The organism is Rhizobium sp. 862_C5_N1_2, from assembly GCF_051811205.1.
Taxonomy (GTDB): Bacteria; Pseudomonadota; Alphaproteobacteria; order Rhizobiales; family Rhizobiaceae; genus Rhizobium; species Rhizobium leguminosarum.
The window spans coordinates 2,399,206-2,413,982 of sequence record NZ_JBPWPT010000001.1; the positions used below are offsets into that span (position 1 = coordinate 2,399,206).

Sequence of the window (14,777 nt, forward strand, 5' to 3'; positions counted from 1 at the left end):
AGAGGCTTGATGAAGAAGTTCATGAACACTGCGGAAACCATGGTCGCCGAAAGCGTCGAAGGCTTCGTGCGCGCCCATGAGGCCTTCGTGGTGTTCGGGCCTGAGCGCAGATGCATCCGCCGCCGCCATCTCACCCCTGGCAAGGTGGCGCTTATATCAGGCGGCGGCGCCGGCCATGAGCCGATGCATATCGGCTTCGTCGGACACGGCATGCTGGACGCCGCCTGCGTCGGCCATATCTTCACCTCGCCGACGCCGAGTCAGATCATCGCCGCGATCGAAGAGACCGATACCGGCGCCGGCTGCCTGCTCGTGGTCAAGAATTACGACGGCGACCTGATGAATTTCGAAATGGCGATTGAAATGGCCGGAGATCGCCACAGCCTCGACATGGTGGTCGTCAGTGACGATATCGAAACATCGAAGATCGGCGAAGGCAGAGGCCGACGCGGCGTCGCCGGAACGCTGGTCGTCGAAAAGATCCTCGGCGCTGCGGCCGAACGCGGCATGACACTTTCCGCATTGAAGCAGCTTGGGGAAGGTTTGAATACGCGCATCCGCTCAATGGGTGTGGCGCTGAATGGCGTGACGGTGCCGCAGACCGAGCGCACCACATTTTCGCTCGGACCCGACGAAATGGAGATTGGCGTCGGCATCCATGGCGAACCCGGCCATGCCAGGCAGCCCTTCGCCGCCTCCGACACCATCATCGGCCATCTCTGCCAGACCATCGCCGGCGACATCGCGGCAGCGCCAGGCGCCAAGGCGTTGCTCTTCGTCAACGGCCTCGGCGGCACGCCGCCCGCCGAACTCTACCTCGCCTATAACGGCGCCCGCCGTTTCATCGAGGAAAGAGGCATCCCGATCGAGCGCTCACTGGTCGGAACCTACGTCACCTCGCTCGACATGCAGGGACTGTCCGTCACCCTTGCCTTACTGACCGACGAGGAGATCGCCCTCTGGGACGCGCCGGTAGCGACCGCAGCGCTGCATTGGCCGTGACAGCGTTCCAAGCGTGTCAGATATAAAGCGCCGCCATCTTCCGCCAGGCGCCGGCGCGGTGGGCGCGTCCATCCCAGACATGTAACTGATGGCCGACATTCTTGTCCGCGAGCAACCGGCTGAGATAGCGGTTATTGTCGAGGAAAGGGTCAGCATCGCCAATGGTGAGAATGATGTCGCTCTCACGCAGCCTGTCGAGCCGCTAATCGCCGCCGAGCCCAGGCAGAAAATGCGTCGGCGTGTGGAAATAGACGCTGTCGTCGTAATAGCCGTCGAACAGGTCGCCGAAGGATTCCACCTTCATCGTCAGGTCGTAGCGGCCGGAAAAGGCGACGAGCTTGCGGAAGAGATGCGGATGGCGAAAGAACAGGCTTGCCGCCTGGAAGGCGCCGAGGCTGCAGCCATGCACGATGGTGCATTCATGCGAATTCTTCGCCGCCATCAGCGGCAGCACCTCATTCAGGATGTAATCCTCGAGCGCACCATGCCGGCGGATGCGCTCGGCCGGGTGACGGTGGAAGCCATAGAAGGTTTCTGCCGCCGGGCCCTCGATGCAATAGAGCTGGAGATGGCCGGCCCCGAGCTTGTCTGCGAGGCTCGCGACCAGCCCGAGCTGTTCATACTCGAAGAAGCGCCCGTCCCGCGTCGGAAAGACCAGCACCTTGGCGCCGGCATGGCCGAACACTACAGCGCCGCGCGTCTTTTCAGACGCGCAAAGGACGCTGTAGCACTTTGAATGGCTGCATAATTTTGTCCGTAAATCGAGTCCGATTGAAGGAATTATGCAGCAGCATCTCCATGTCTCGATGCAGCCGCTGTCTGTACCAGCGCAGATATTCGCGGTTCATGGCACCCTGAAAAACTGTCCCACCTTGTCGCGGAGAACCGCCTCTTGCTCAGCGCTGCCAGGATAGTCGAAATGCCCGGCATCCAGGATGAAGATTTCATTAAATTTCGGTAGCGCATTTGCGACAGCGAACTGACAGGGTGGCGCCACCGAAGGATCGAACAGCGCAACGGCAACCAGCATCGGCACCTTGATCCGCGAAGCGGCCGTTGCCGCATCGTAGAGCCGAAGCGTCTCGAGCACATCTGCGTGTTCCTTATGATACTCCTGCACCGATTGCGCGCTGCCGACGGTCGGCAAGATCAGCCGCAGCGGCTGATCCCCGGAGCTCGGCAGCGCAAGGTGACCGCGATCGATGCGCTGGTCGTAAGCGATCGCCATCGCCCCGACACCGCCGCCGAAGCTGATGCCGCTGTAGCCGATATGCCCCGAAAGCCAAGGATAGAGCGCAACAAGTGTCGAGACGGCAAGCCACAGATCTTCGACGCAGCCGCCGATGATATAGGATTTCGGCTTGTCGATATCGTGGAGCACATGCCAGGAGGGATTTTGCGAGATCGGCGGACGAGCGCTAAGCGACAGCCCGCGGCAGCAGGGAAAAAGCACCGCCGTTTCCTTGACCGGCAGATCGAATTCAGGCCGATCCCGCCCGCCATAACCATGCCCGACGACGAGCCCGCGCCGCACCTCCCCTCGACGCGGCAGGATGAGCCAGCCGCCGATCCTGAATGAACCGGTCGAGATATAGACGAGATCGAGCACGTGCCAGTCGGCATGGGTGATCTTGCTCCGGCGCAGCACCGGCTGCGGATCAACCGCCAGCGCCCTGAGATAACGCGCCTCCCAGAAATCGTCGAAACCCTCAGGCGCCTCGGGCTGCTTGACGGCAAGGAGGTCTGCGAGCTGCATGCCGTAGGTCGGATCAAAGTCGAAGGGATGTGTCGTCGGAATACTCATCCAAGGCTTGTCTCGTGAAAAGGCCGGCGGCGCAAGACTCTGCCTTAGCCAGCCGATAAACCTTACCGGAACTCGGGCACCTTTACGCGGTCAGTCGCCTCGTATCGCCTTGATGTGTCGAAGAGCCTGCGGCCAACGGCGCGCGCAGTCTCCAGATGGGCGGCCGCATGGTTCGGTCCGGCTTCGAGCAACAGCTCCGATGTCACGACGCGGGCGCCGCAATAGTCGAAGATCCCGTGATCGATCTGCGTCTTCATGGCGCCGAAATAGCCGTGCCGCACATAGGTCCCTGCATCGGCGCCGCCGAGGCCGACCAGATGCACCGGCAGGCGGCCAAGCAACTTCACCAGCCCAGTATCCGGGCGATCGTCGTAAGCCCAGCCATTGGTGAACACCCGGTCGATCCATCCCTTGATAAGCCCCGGCATCGACCACCAGTAGACGGGATAGACGAGCACCAGCGCATCGGCGCGGTCGATCCTTGCCTGCTCGGCGGCAACGTCGGCGGGCAGCACCCCTTTCCTCAGATGCCGAGCAATATCGGCCGCGGTGAACCGGGGATCGAAGCCCTCGGCCGCGAGATCGGCAAACTCGACGGAATGGCCGGCATCGGAAAGTGTGACACCTTCGGCAAGATGGGCGGCGACGCGGTGGGTGAGCGACTGGGGATCGGGATGCGCGACGACGATGAGCGCGTGCATGGCGAAAACTCCTGCTGAATGATTGCGGATGGAAGACGCAGCCTGTATACCTTTGGTAAGCTACTTTCAGTAAGTTACTTTTGGTATATAGCGATGTCAAGCGCCCAAACAATAAATCAGCCGACAGATCCGCAACCGCGTCGCCGCCTGTCGCGGCAGGATCGGCATCGCCAGTTGCTCGACGTCGCTTGGCAGATCGCCCGTGACGAGGGAACGGAAGCGCTGACCCTCGGCCGGCTTTCCGAGCGGGCCGGTGTAACGAAACCCGTGGTCTATGATCATTTCGAAACCCGCCCCGGCCTGCTCGCAGCGCTCTACCGCGAATTCGACGCCCGCCAGACGACTGTGATGGACGCAGCCCTTGCGGCAAGCCAGCCGTCGCTCGCCGACCGGGCCACAGTCATCGCCACCTCCTATGTCGACTGCGTGCTTCTTCAGGGCCGCGAAATCCCCGGTGTGATCGCAGCACTTGCCGGCTCGCCGGAACTCGAAAGGATCAAGCGCGAATACGAAGCGGCCTTCATCGAGAAATGCCGCATCGCGCTTTCGCCCTTTACCGGTGCCGGCACGATCGCCGCAGCCGGCCTCTGGGCCATGCTCGGCGCCGCCGAAGCCCTCTCCTATGCCGCCGCGTCGGGCGACATCACCGCCGTCGAGGCAAAGAACGAACTCTTCGAAACTATCGTCGCGATGGTGGCGAGAAGTATGGGCGGCGGCACGCATCCCGATCACCTGCGCAATACGGCCGGCCTCGCATCGAGATGATCCGGCGGGAATACCTGTATCGAATCCACCGCCCGCTTCGCCATGGAACTCGGTTATTTCGCGACCCTGGTGAGCGACGCGACGGCCGCCTTCTCGCACCTAATGATGCATGCGGCGCACAAGCTGGACGGCCCGACCTAGGCCCATGCTATTCTGACGATGGCCGAACTTTTCGAAGTCTTGCCCAAGGCGTCTGCTTCAAAGGACAATGCCATGACCATTCTCTTCAAACTGCTCACAAGTGCCGGCTCGGAATCCCTGAACCGCGACCGGCGCAGGTTCCTGACCACCGCGGCGATCGGGATCGCCGCCGCGGGCGCGCGCAGCCTGTTTCCGTCCTATCCGGCATCGGCTGCCACGGGAGATGCTATCCGCCCGTTTCGCGTCGACACTCCCGAGGCGGACCTCCTCGACCTTCGCCGGCGCGTGCTGGCAACACGCTGGCCCGAACGCGAGACGGTCGACGACCAGACGCAGGGCATACAGCTCGAGAAGATCAAGCCGCTCGTCGATTATTGGGGCACCGGCTACGACTGGCGAAAGGCGGAAGCGAAGCTGAACGCGCTGCCGCAGTTCATCACCGAGATCGACGGCCTAGACATCCACTTCATTCACGTCCACTCGAAACATCCGAATGCCCTGCCCGTCATCATCACCCATGGCTGGCCGGGATCGGTATTCGAGAACCTCAAGATCATCGGCCCGCTCACCGATCCGACCGCTCATGGCGGACGCGCCGAAGATGCGTTCGACGTGGTCATTCCGTCGATGCCGGGCTACGGCTTCTCCGGCAAGCCGACCGGCACCGGCTGGGGGCCAGACCGCATCGCGCGGGCCTGGGCGGAACTGATGAAGCGCCTCGCTTACAGCAGCTACGTCGCCCAGGGCGGCGACTGGGGCTCGCCGGTCTCCGGCGCAATGGGACGGCTCGCGCCACAAGGTCTGCTCGGCATCCACATCAACCTGCCGGCTGTCGTGCCGCCCGAAGTTGCCGCGGTGCTCGCCGCGGGCGGGCCGGCGCCGCAGCGACTCTCCACCGAGGAACGCGCGGCGTTCGATGCCCTCAGCGCCGCAGCCAAGATGGGGAACAGGTCCTATGCCACGATGATGGGCACGAGGCCGCAGACGATCGGCTACGCCATATCGGACTCCCCGGCCGGCCTTGCGGCATGGACGCTCGGTCATCCAGGCTTCACGCACTGGACCTACGACAGCAGCGATCCCGAAAAGTCTCCCGACGAGGTGCTCGACGACATCACGCTTTACTGGTTGACCAACAGCGCCGCTTCCTCGGCCCGGATCTACTGGGAATATGGCGGCGGGCGCAGTCCCGTCCTTGCGGCCGGGGAGAAGACCTCCAAGATCGCGCTTCCGGTCGCCATCACCGTCTTTCCTGGGGAGAGCTACCAGGCCCCGGAGACATGGGCCCGTCGCGCCTATCGCAACCTTATCTATTTCCACAAGGTCGACAAGGGCGGCCACTTCGCCGCCTGGGAGCAGCCGGAGCTCTTCTCCGCCGAGCTTCGTGCAGCGTTCAGGCCGCTGCGCCGACCGATATGAGAGGAGCGGCGGCCCCTCGCCGCTTAGGGATGCCGCCGCGGCCCTGCCGCTTCCCGGCCTCGGCATCAGTCCCTATTCTGCCCCGCCGCGTCGAGGATCAATCGGACGATCTCGTCGGGGTGGGAGATCAGCGACAGATGGCTGGCCTTCACCTCTATCGTCTTCGCGCCCATGCGCTTGGCCATGAAGCGTTCGAGATCGGGATTAATCGTCCGGTCCTCGGTCGAGACGGCATACCAGCTCGGCTTCGAACGCCAGGCGGCCTGCGTCGTCTTGCCGGTCAGCAGCGCCTTCTGGAACGGTTGCTGCACGGCATAGAGCACTTTCGCCTTCGTCTCCGGCAGGTCGCCGGCGAAATCACGCAGGAAGGCTTCCTCGCTCAGCCGACCCTCGTCACCGTCGAAGACGATGCCGGCCGAAGCCGGCGGCGTTGGGAAAGTCTTAGCGAGAGCGGTATAATCCTCACCTGCATCCGGTGCCCGCGCCGCCACGTAGACGAGCGCCGAAACATCCGGGTGCACGCCGGCCTCGGTAACCATCATGCCGGAAAATGAATGCCCAACGAGAACCGTCGGGCCATCCTGTCGGTCGAGCACCCGCTTCACGGCAGCGACAGCCTCCGGCAGCGTCGTCAGCGGGTTCTGCACCGCCGTGGCATTGAGTCCAGCCGCCTGCAGGCGCGCGATCACCTCGGTCCAGCACGAGCCGTCGGCAAACAGCCCGTGCGCCAGCACGACGTTGCGCGCCTTTATGGGAGCGGATGTCGCGGCCATGCCGCGTGTGGCAAGCAGAGAAGCGGCAGCGCCGGCAACAAGGGCGGCCGAGAAAGTCCGTCTGTTCATCATCATGATCTGGTTCCTTGTGCGTCCAGGAATTGAAGGATCGAAAGCATGTCGGCTCGGGACCGAAGAACGGAAGCCAAGTCAAAATCGGTTGGCCTGTGATGCCATGTCGGAACGGTTCGCTAGCCGGGCGCGAGGCACTGGCCTTCGTCGGGTTGCGCGCTCCCGTCGTCAAACTCGGTATTTGAAGCGGCTTCTTGTATGCAGAAGGCTGCTTTCTGGAGATTTATGTATTCCCATCCGACATAAAGTCAATTATTGAATACGTAACACCTTCGTGATGCCAAAAGTGTATACGCAGAAGGGGCACGCAATCGCATACGCGGGCGCTTGGGGCCGATGCCTGAAACAGATCGGAGATGACGGAATGGCGAATGGTTTCGAAACCGAGGATGACGGCGATGATCGCGGCTTGCTCTCCGATCGCATTCGCAACGCCCTGACCGACGAGATCGCCGCCGGCACGCTGGCGGCGGGCGCAGCGTTGGACGAACAGCAGCTTGCCGATCGTTTCGGCGCCTCCCGCACGCCGGTTCGCGAAGCGCTGCGTCAGCTGGCGGCGGGCGGCCTCGTCGAGCTTCGCGCCCGGCGCGGCGGCGTCGTCGCCCGTATGACGCCGGAACGCATCATGGAGATGTTCGAGACGGTGGCCGAGATCGAGGCCGTCTGCGTCAGGCTCGCGACCTACCGCATGACGCCGCTGGAGCGCAGCCGCCTGATCGAACTGCACGAGCTCTCAGAGCCGATTGTCCAAGCCGGAAATTTCGACGCCTATGACAGCTTCAACCGCCAATTCCACGAGACCATCTACCGCGCCACCCACAACGGCTTCCTCGCGGAGCAGGCGATCGCCATCCGCAACCGCCTGAACGCCTTCCGACGCACGCAACTGCGCCAGGGCGAAAGGCTGAGCCGCTCCCGCGACGAACACGAGGCCATCATGCAGGCGATCGCCGAAGGCGACGGCGAGATGGCGTCACGGCGCATGCGCGCCCATATGCTCAACGCCGCCACCTCGCTCAGCCGTTTCATCGAGGCCAACAAGCCGGCGTGAATCTCCCTAAGGAATAGGGCAGTGGTATTTATAATGAGCCATGGTGGTCATCAACTCGTCGCCGGTGGCCCCGCGTATGCCGGGATTCTCCTCCAGGAACGTGCATAGCGTATTGCCGATCGCTTCCGCCGTAGTTCCGACTGGGATACAGACGTTGACACCAACGGCGATTGCAAAATGCGCCGAGTTCACCATCCTGCTGGGTCTGGGAGCGGCTTCGGTAAAAATGCGACGAGCGAGTTGCTCATCCCTATTCCATTTGTCCAACCAACCGGCAACATACCCGACGACAAACTGCCGGGACTCGCTGCAATCAGAATAGAGAACGTCACCGCTAGAAAACCCGGCTGGAATCTTTGCAGAAACCGTTGCCAAAAGGGTGGCGACAAGAATGCCCGACATCACATCTCCAAAGCTCGCAATAACGCAGAGCTTTGATCGGGAACGTGTCGGAAATTAGCTTAAAACGTGTCTTCTTTTTTTCTGCAACCAAAAAACAAAATGACAGCTAATCTCACCTCAGCCTCAATCGAACCGACTGACCTCAAGCCCGCTGCCGACCGGCAGCAGCACGCTTGATATCCCTGGCTTGGCACGGACAGCCTCACCATAGCGTTTGAGATCATCGCCTCCCGGGCGCAGCATGTTGTCGGCAACGATGATCGCGCCCGGATTGAGCTTGGGATAGAAGGCTTCGAGGCAGGGAACGTAGAGATCCTTCCACAGATCCACCAGCACGAAGTCGATGCCGGAGGAAAGCGCGCCGATCATCTGGACGGCATCCCCGACCTTGAATTCCACATACTCGGCAAGCCCTGCCCTGACGGCCATGTCGCGTGCGTAGGCAGACTTGTAGTCGTGCATTTCCATGGTGATCAGCCGACCGCCGGAAGCGCGCGCGGCTTCCGCCAGCCATATCCCGGAATAACCGAAGGAGGTGCCGAGTTCGAGGATCGTCGGCGCCTTGAGGCTCCTGGCGAGGATATTGATGAACTGCCCAGTCTCTGGTCCCACCGCGCGCAGCCGCTGATCCTGTCCTCCGTCGCGGCCGCCGGGAGGCAGTTCGCGCGGGCTGTTATGCTCGGTCTCGATCATCGCGTGATAGATGTCGAGCACGTCCTGGATTTCGGTGTCCATTGTCTTCTCCATGACCGCCTGCACGAAATTCCTGCGCGTTGAGCAGATGATCATTGCCCGACCGAAACACCGCCGGAAAGTTAAACTTTGGCAATCATCGCCCTTGTTGGCCACCTTGCCGTTGCACATGCCGCCGGCGTCGGTTACATCATGCGCTCAATGGTCGGGTCACCCGGCCACGTAAGCGTTAACGTCACTCAACGCGTATGATCGAACGGCTTTTGCGGCTTCGATCTGCGCGACTATGTCCTGCGGATCGAGCTTCAAAGCCCCGGAAGGACACATGGATAACAATCAACTCAAAGAACAGACTTCACCCGCCCCTGTCATCGAGCGGATCCGCCACGACACGCGACGGCGCACCCTGATGGTCGAAAGCGTCATCGACATCACCCCCAGCATGCGCCGCATCGAATTGACCGGCGGCGATCTCGCCGACTTCACCAGTCTTGCACCCGATGACCACATCAAGATTTTCGTACCGGCCACCGATGGCGGGGAAGAACGCCGTGACTACACGCCGCGCCGCTACGACAATGCCGAACGCAGACTGACCATCGACTTCGCCTTGCACGAGGCGGGCCCCGTGACCCAATGGGCGATCGACGCGCGCCCCGGCGACAGGCTCGAGATCGGCGGACCAAGGGGCTCCGCCGTGGTTTCGAAGACACTCAAACGATGGCTGCTGATCGGCGACGAAACGGCACTGCCGGCAATCGGCCGCCGGATCGAGGAGAGCAGTGCCGGAACCGTCATCACCACAATCGCAGCCGTCACCGGCCCGTTGGAAGAGCAGGTCTTCACGACATCAGCCGAACTGCACATCCACTGGGCGCATCGGCCTCTCTCGCAGGCAACCGATGCCGCAGCGCTGCTGAAATTGTTGAGCACGGTCGATATCCAACCGGAAACCTTCATCTGGGTCGCGGCGGAAGCCTCGGTAACACGCGATATCCGCGCCTATCTGCTGGAACGAGGTTGCCCGCTCGGCTGGATCAAGGCATCCGGCTATTGGGTGTTCGGCAAGGCCGACACGACTGAGAAATTCGGCTAGGGGTCATTCCACAGATTCCATTGGTGACGCGCTCTCACTCACTTCGCTCCGGATTTTATGATCCGAAGCGATCAGATGGATGTGAAGAGGTATGAATTGAGCGAAGTCCCCGCATCTGCCGGAACGCTGCGGCAGGTGGGCGTCCGCAACTGTGAGCACCGGGCGCCAACCACCGACTTATCGAAGGAGATCGACCACGCGGCGGGCAGAACCCAATGCGAGCGTCCATCCCAACATGCCGTGGCCGGCATTGATGTAGAGACCTTTGATGCGTCGGGAGGCGGCGATCATGGGCTTGGAGGTCGGAGTCATGGGCCTCTCGCCCGACCATCTCTTCAATTCGTCCGATCGGTCGAAAAGATCGGGCAGCACTGCGGACGCGGCCAGCTTGAGCGTGTCGAAACGCCCGACATCAAAACCGGCTCCGGGACGCTCGATGTCTGCCAGTCCGGCAACACGAAAACGGTCGCCGATTGCCGCAAAGGCAAGCTTTCGCTTGACGTCTGTCAGGCTGATACTTGGTGCAAGGCCGGATCTTGGAATGGTGAGCGAGTAGCCTCTGACGGAGCGTATGTCCCGGGCCTCGGGCAGATCGGACACGAGGGAAAGGATCTGCGGTCCTGCGGCGACAACGGCGGCGTCGACGTGAAGCTCGTCGCGATCCTCGAACCTCAACCCTGTCAGCACCCCTCCCGTTTGGACAAAGCTCGAAACCCTTCTGCCGAAAAGCGTCGACACCTGCCCGCGCCCGATCATCCAGGCGGTCAGCTGGCGGCAAAATTCGGCCGCATCGCCGAGGGCATCATCCGGGGTATAAACGGCGCCGGCAATCTCTCCCTGATACGCGGCAAGCGCCGGTTCGATGTTTTCCGCTTCCATCCGCGTCAGCAGGCGCTGTTCGAAGCCAAGGGCATTCTTGCGCACGACACTGGAATGGGCGGCAGCAAAACTCTGCCGGTCGGCGTAGAGATGCAGCTTTCCGGCGACACGGTAATCGAATTCGACATCGGTTTCCTTAAGCAGGATCGCGAGTTCGCAACGGGATTGCTCGGCGAGGCGCAGGATGTCCTGCGTATTGTTCCACCAACGCCTGAACGGGGTATTGGCAATAAATTTCAGCCCCCAACGCAGAAAGTCCCGGTCGAGTTGCCAGTGGATGCGGAAGGCCGGATCGCGCGCCATCGCAATGGCTGGCAGATGCTTCAGCAGGGCTGGCGATGCCATAGCGTCACCATAGGCCCAGGACAGTTGCGCGGCGTTGCCGGCACTCGCCCCCATGCCCGGCTCGCCCGCCGCATCGATAAGTGTCACATCATGCCCGGCCCGGGCGAGAAGATAGGCCGACGATACACCGATGACGCCGGCGCCGATCACCGCAACGCGCCCCATCTCAGGCCTCGTCGCCGACGATGGCCGTCAGCTCGACTTCAACAGGAACCCCACGTGGCAGGGATGCAACGCCGACCGCGATGCGGGCATGCGTCCATCGATCCGGGAAAAGCTCTCGGAGCAGTTCCGAAGCGCCATCGACGACCGCGCCGTGGCGCTCGAAAGCAGCATCTGCCGCGACATAGCCCGCCAGCCGTACGAAGCCCCGGATCTTGTGGAAGCCGCCCGCAGCTCCCTCCAACTGGGCAAGCGCATTGAGGAGCGCCCAACGCGCACATTCTCGCCCCTCTTCGATGGAGACTGATGCTCCGAGGTGTCCCGTCTGCAGCACCACGCCATCCTTCAACGGCACTTGACCGGAAATGGTGATGATATTGCCGGTCCGCACAGCTCCGGAAAATGCACCCGGCGGCGAGGATGCTTCCGGCAGAGCAAGCTCGAGCTGTACCAGCCGTTCGCGCACGCGATTGCTTCCAGCCGACGAAGCATTGCGTGCCTTGCGGGCTGCCGCTTCGGCGCTGCGGTCGACGAAGGCCCTCATGACATTCCTATCGAGTTCAGTCAGCCGGTATTCCGGGTGCCATTGGATACCCAGGCAAAAGCCGTCTGTTTCTCCTTCGAATGCCTCGATGATGCCGTCCGGCGCCCTCGCAGCGACACGGAATCGTCCGTGGCCGGCCAAAGCATGCCGATGCAGGCTGTTGACGCGCGCCGACCTCTTCCCGACCCAGTTGGCGAGCACGCTGCCCTGCTCGACGATGATCTCGTGCGCCAGCACGTCGGGGACATCTTGCGGGATGTGGGATACGGCGGCGGCCGGCAGCTCGGTTTGAAATTTGCCTCCAAGGCATTCACCGATCAGTTGCATGCCATGGCAGATGCCGAGAAGCGGCTTGCCGGTTTTCAAGGCTTGCTCGACCAGCTGAATTTCGAACTGCCTGCGCGCCCCTGTCACCTCCGTCCCCGGCCGCGCACCGGTAAGGAGGATTCCATCGGCGAGTGCCAAGGCCGGTGCCAGGTTCCGGGTATTGTAAGGCAGGATCAACGGAATTCCCCCTGCCTCGGCTATGGCGTCCGCATAGTTGGCGCGTACCACATACTCCTTCTCGGTCGGAGCATCAGGCGCTTCGCTGAGGTCGGGCGTCATGAGGATCACCGGCCAACGAGGTTCATCCGATTGCGTTGCATGCCGACGTGCGTCGCCGGTGGCAACGGTCGTTTCAATGGTCATGGTCTTGGCCTTGTGATGACGAGTTAGCGGGTGGCCGGAAGGGCTAGCCGGCGCGAGAGGACCGAGAAAGGCCAGGCTATCGCGAAATAGCAGAGGCCGACGGCAATGTAGATTTGCAGGGGCAGGAAATACTCGGTCGCCATTGACCGCCCGGTGAGGACCAGTTCGTTGACGGTAATCAGCGAAGCGAGCGAAGAATCCTTGAGCAGCGAGACGAAGGTGATGATCATGGGCGCCAGAATGACACGCGCGACCTGCGGCAGGATGATCAGGACGAAGCTCTGGGCCGGGCTGAAGCCCGCGGCCAACGCTGCCTCGCTCTGCCCGGCAGGTATAGCCTTCAGGCCGGCGCGGAAAAGCTCTGCGACCTGGGCCGCGAAACACAACGCCAGGCCCGCAATCGCCGCGCCGAAAGCATCAAAGACGATCCCGATACCCGGCAAGCCGAAATAAAGCAGAAACAAAACCGCCAGCAGCGGCACGCCACGCACGATCGTCACATAAAGGGCCGCAAAATACCTTAGCGCCGCGAAACTGGATTTCTGGCAGAGCGAAAGCAGCAAGCCAAAAACGAATGCCAGGGCAAAGGCACAAACGGAAAGCAGGGCCGTATTCACCATCGCCCGCAGGAGGAGAGGCAGCCATTCGGCACCATAATCGCCATAGGGCGCTAGGAAAGCGCTCATCCTTTCAATCTCCCATAACGTCTTTCGAGGAACCGCGTGACCTGCATCAATGGCAAGCTCAGCAACAGGTAGAGTGCCGCCGCCGTCGCGTAGATCATTGTTGTCTGGAAGGACGACGTCACCATTGAGCGGGCAAAGAACATGATTTCCGGCGCCGCGATGGCCGAGACGACGGATGTATCCTTGAGAAGCTGCACCGCGTAGTTCCCGAGCCCTGGAAGCGCTATCCGCATGGCCTGCGGCGTCAGGATCTCAAAGATGGTCTGGAGCGGGGTCAGCCCTGCGGCAAGCGCCGCCTCCGCCTGCCCGCCAGGCAGCGCGGCGAAACCGGCGCGAAAGATTGCACAGGTGATCGCCGCTCCGATGAGCCCGAGGCCCAGGACGGCCGCCGTGATCGACGTCAATTTCACGCCGATGCTGGCAAGCCCGAAGTAGAGGATGAACAGATGCGTCAAGGCCGGCACATTGCAGAGAATCTCGCAGCAGACATCGATCGCCAGATCGATGAATTTGATCCCGGCAAATTGCCTGAGCAGGGCGAGAAGGAACCCGAAGGCGGCTGCGAGCGCCAGCGAGGCGATCGTGACGAAAACGGTTACGCCGAGGCCGGCGACGAGCCCCTGGACGACCGAGAAGAATATGGAAAATCCGGTCATGAGGCGCCTAGTGCCGGATCTTGTTGAGAAACGCTTGCGTGCGCGCTTCGCGGGGAGCGGTTATGACCTGGCGCGCCGGCCCGGCTTCGACGATGGTGCCGCCGTCAAGAAACAGGACGCGATCGGCAATGTCGCGCGCAAACGCGATCTCGTGCGTGACGATCAGCATCGTGCGCCCTTCGGCTGCCAGCTCCTCCATCACTTTCAGAACCTCCTGGACCAGTTCGGGATCGAGTGCGGATGTCGGCTCGTCGAACAGCATGAGCTTTGGCTTCTGGGCAAGCGCCCGCGCGATCGCGACACGTTGCTGCTGGCCACCGGACAGTTCGAGCGGTGAGGCGTCGGCGCGGTGCGTCATATGGACTTTGGCCAACATCTCCAACGCCAGTTCGCGGGCCTCGGCAGCAGGCAGGCCGCGCACCTTGCGCGCCGCGATCGCCACGTTTTCCGTCACCGACAGATGCGGCCAGAGATTGAAGAGCTGGAAGACCATGCCCATCTCGGCGCGCTGCGGTGCAAGTTGCCGGTCGCTCATGACATGGCCGTTGCGCACGCCGATGCGCTCGCCGTCGAGGCGGATCTCGCCGGCACTGGGCTTTTCCAGAAAATTCATGCAGCGCAGACAGGTGGATTTCCCAGAGCCGGATGGGCCGATCAGGGCAATCTTCTCACCTGGCGCGACATCGAAATCGATGCCTTTGAGAACTTCGATAGGACCATAGCTCTTGCGCAGGCCTGCAACGCTGAGAAGCGCATTCATCGCCGTTTCCTTATGCGACTATATCTACGGCGCCGCGCGTCTTTTCAGACGCGCCAAGGACGCTGTAGCACTTTGAATTGCTGCATAATTTTCTCCTGAAATCGATTCCGATTTAAGGAATTATGCAGTAGGCGAA

General features: G+C 61.9%; 15 protein-coding genes and 2 pseudogenes. 6 read left to right on the forward strand and 11 right to left on the reverse strand.

The features are described 5' to 3' along the window. The first annotated feature begins 9 nt into the window (after positions 1–9). Positions 10–1,002: a dihydroxyacetone kinase subunit DhaK gene (locus tag ACD590_RS12125; protein WP_130652593.1), complete on the forward strand. Its 993-nt coding sequence runs from the start codon at positions 10–12 to the stop codon at positions 1,000–1,002. A gap of 16 nt (positions 1,003–1,018) precedes the next feature. Here ACD590_RS12125 and ACD590_RS12130 read toward each other — a convergent pair. The 3 genes and pseudogenes from ACD590_RS12130 to ACD590_RS12140 form a co-directional block, all read right to left on the reverse strand. After that, positions 1,019–1,687: pseudogene (locus ACD590_RS12130) on the reverse strand (esterase family protein). Positions 1,688–1,846: 159 nt separating this feature from the next. After that, complete coding sequence (locus ACD590_RS12135) at positions 1,847–2,806, reverse strand: acetylxylan esterase (protein ID WP_439020862.1); 960 nt, start codon at positions 2,804–2,806, stop codon at positions 1,847–1,849. 62 nt (positions 2,807–2,868) lie between these two features. After that, on the reverse strand, positions 2,869–3,507 hold the full coding sequence (locus ACD590_RS12140; protein ID WP_168319297.1) for an NAD(P)H-dependent oxidoreductase: 639 nt from the start codon (positions 3,505–3,507) through the stop codon (positions 2,869–2,871). A 93-nt stretch (positions 3,508–3,600) separates the two neighbouring features. Here ACD590_RS12140 and ACD590_RS12145 point away from each other — a divergent pair, with 93 nt between their 5' ends. The 3 genes and pseudogenes from ACD590_RS12145 to ACD590_RS12155 all read left to right on the forward strand — a co-directional run bounded on the left by ACD590_RS12145 (position 3,601) and on the right by ACD590_RS12155 (position 5,832). Beyond that, positions 3,601–4,272 (forward strand): TetR/AcrR family transcriptional regulator, encoded by a 672-nt coding sequence (locus ACD590_RS12145; protein WP_247266423.1) that lies wholly within the window; start codon positions 3,601–3,603, stop codon positions 4,270–4,272. Positions 4,273–4,281: 9 nt separating this feature from the next. Next, positions 4,282–4,410: pseudogene (locus tag ACD590_RS12150) on the forward strand (isochorismatase family protein); the annotation flags it as partial. 75 nt (positions 4,411–4,485) lie between these two features. Next, positions 4,486–5,832, forward strand: a complete 1,347-nt coding sequence (locus ACD590_RS12155) for an epoxide hydrolase family protein (protein ID WP_439002625.1) — start codon at positions 4,486–4,488, stop codon at positions 5,830–5,832. Positions 5,833–5,897: 65 nt separating this feature from the next. On the opposite strand, the gene ACD590_RS12160 is transcribed toward ACD590_RS12155, so the two are convergent. Then, positions 5,898–6,680, reverse strand: a complete 783-nt coding sequence (locus tag ACD590_RS12160; protein ID WP_439002626.1) for an alpha/beta fold hydrolase — start codon at positions 6,678–6,680, stop codon at positions 5,898–5,900. A 361-nt stretch (positions 6,681–7,041) separates the two neighbouring features. On the opposite strand from ACD590_RS12160, the gene ACD590_RS12165 reads away from it, so the two are divergent. After that, positions 7,042–7,728 (forward strand): GntR family transcriptional regulator, encoded by a 687-nt coding sequence (locus ACD590_RS12165; RefSeq protein ID WP_439002627.1) that lies wholly within the window; start codon positions 7,042–7,044, stop codon positions 7,726–7,728. 6 nt (positions 7,729–7,734) lie between these two features. On the opposite strand, the gene ACD590_RS12170 is transcribed toward ACD590_RS12165, so the two are convergent. Both ACD590_RS12170 and ACD590_RS12175 read right to left on the reverse strand, forming a co-directional pair. Beyond that, entirely contained in the window at positions 7,735–8,130 is a 396-nt protein-coding gene (locus ACD590_RS12170; protein WP_130749903.1) for a hypothetical protein, read from the reverse strand. A gap of 123 nt (positions 8,131–8,253) precedes the next feature. Next, complete coding sequence (locus ACD590_RS12175; protein ID WP_130652598.1) at positions 8,254–8,865, reverse strand: O-methyltransferase; 612 nt, start codon at positions 8,863–8,865, stop codon at positions 8,254–8,256. Between the two features lie 283 nt (positions 8,866–9,148). Between ACD590_RS12175 and ACD590_RS12180 the strand changes: the two genes are divergently transcribed. After that, positions 9,149–9,919, forward strand: a complete 771-nt coding sequence (locus ACD590_RS12180) for a siderophore-interacting protein (RefSeq protein ID WP_439002628.1) — start codon at positions 9,149–9,151, stop codon at positions 9,917–9,919. Positions 9,920–10,096: 177 nt separating this feature from the next. On the opposite strand, the gene ACD590_RS12185 is transcribed toward ACD590_RS12180, so the two are convergent. From ACD590_RS12185 to ACD590_RS12205, 5 genes are read right to left on the reverse strand one after another with little or no spacing between them, the layout of a single operon-like run. After that, positions 10,097–11,308 carry an FAD-dependent oxidoreductase gene (locus ACD590_RS12185; protein ID WP_439002629.1) on the reverse strand — a complete coding sequence of 404 codons (1,212 nt, stop codon included), beginning with the start codon at positions 11,306–11,308 and terminating at the stop codon, positions 10,097–10,099. A 1-nt stretch (position 11,309) separates the two neighbouring features. Beyond that, on the reverse strand, positions 11,310–12,539 hold the full coding sequence (locus tag ACD590_RS12190) for an Atu1372/SO_1960 family protein (RefSeq protein ID WP_439002630.1): 1,230 nt from the start codon (positions 12,537–12,539) through the stop codon (positions 11,310–11,312). Positions 12,540–12,562: 23 nt separating this feature from the next. Beyond that, the gene (locus ACD590_RS12195; protein WP_113541979.1) at positions 12,563–13,225 is read right to left on the reverse strand and encodes an amino acid ABC transporter permease; all 663 of its coding nucleotides are present in this window, start codon (positions 13,223–13,225) and stop codon (positions 12,563–12,565) included. Then, the gene (locus ACD590_RS12200) at positions 13,222–13,881 is read right to left on the reverse strand and encodes an amino acid ABC transporter permease (RefSeq protein ID WP_018242469.1); all 660 of its coding nucleotides are present in this window, start codon (positions 13,879–13,881) and stop codon (positions 13,222–13,224) included. Before ACD590_RS12200 ends, ACD590_RS12195 begins: the two co-directional genes overlap by 4 nt. Before the next feature lie 7 nt (positions 13,882–13,888). Further along, positions 13,889–14,641 carry an amino acid ABC transporter ATP-binding protein gene (locus tag ACD590_RS12205; RefSeq protein ID WP_047610405.1) on the reverse strand — a complete coding sequence of 251 codons (753 nt, stop codon included), beginning with the start codon at positions 14,639–14,641 and terminating at the stop codon, positions 13,889–13,891. Positions 14,642–14,777: the final 136 nt, after the last annotated feature.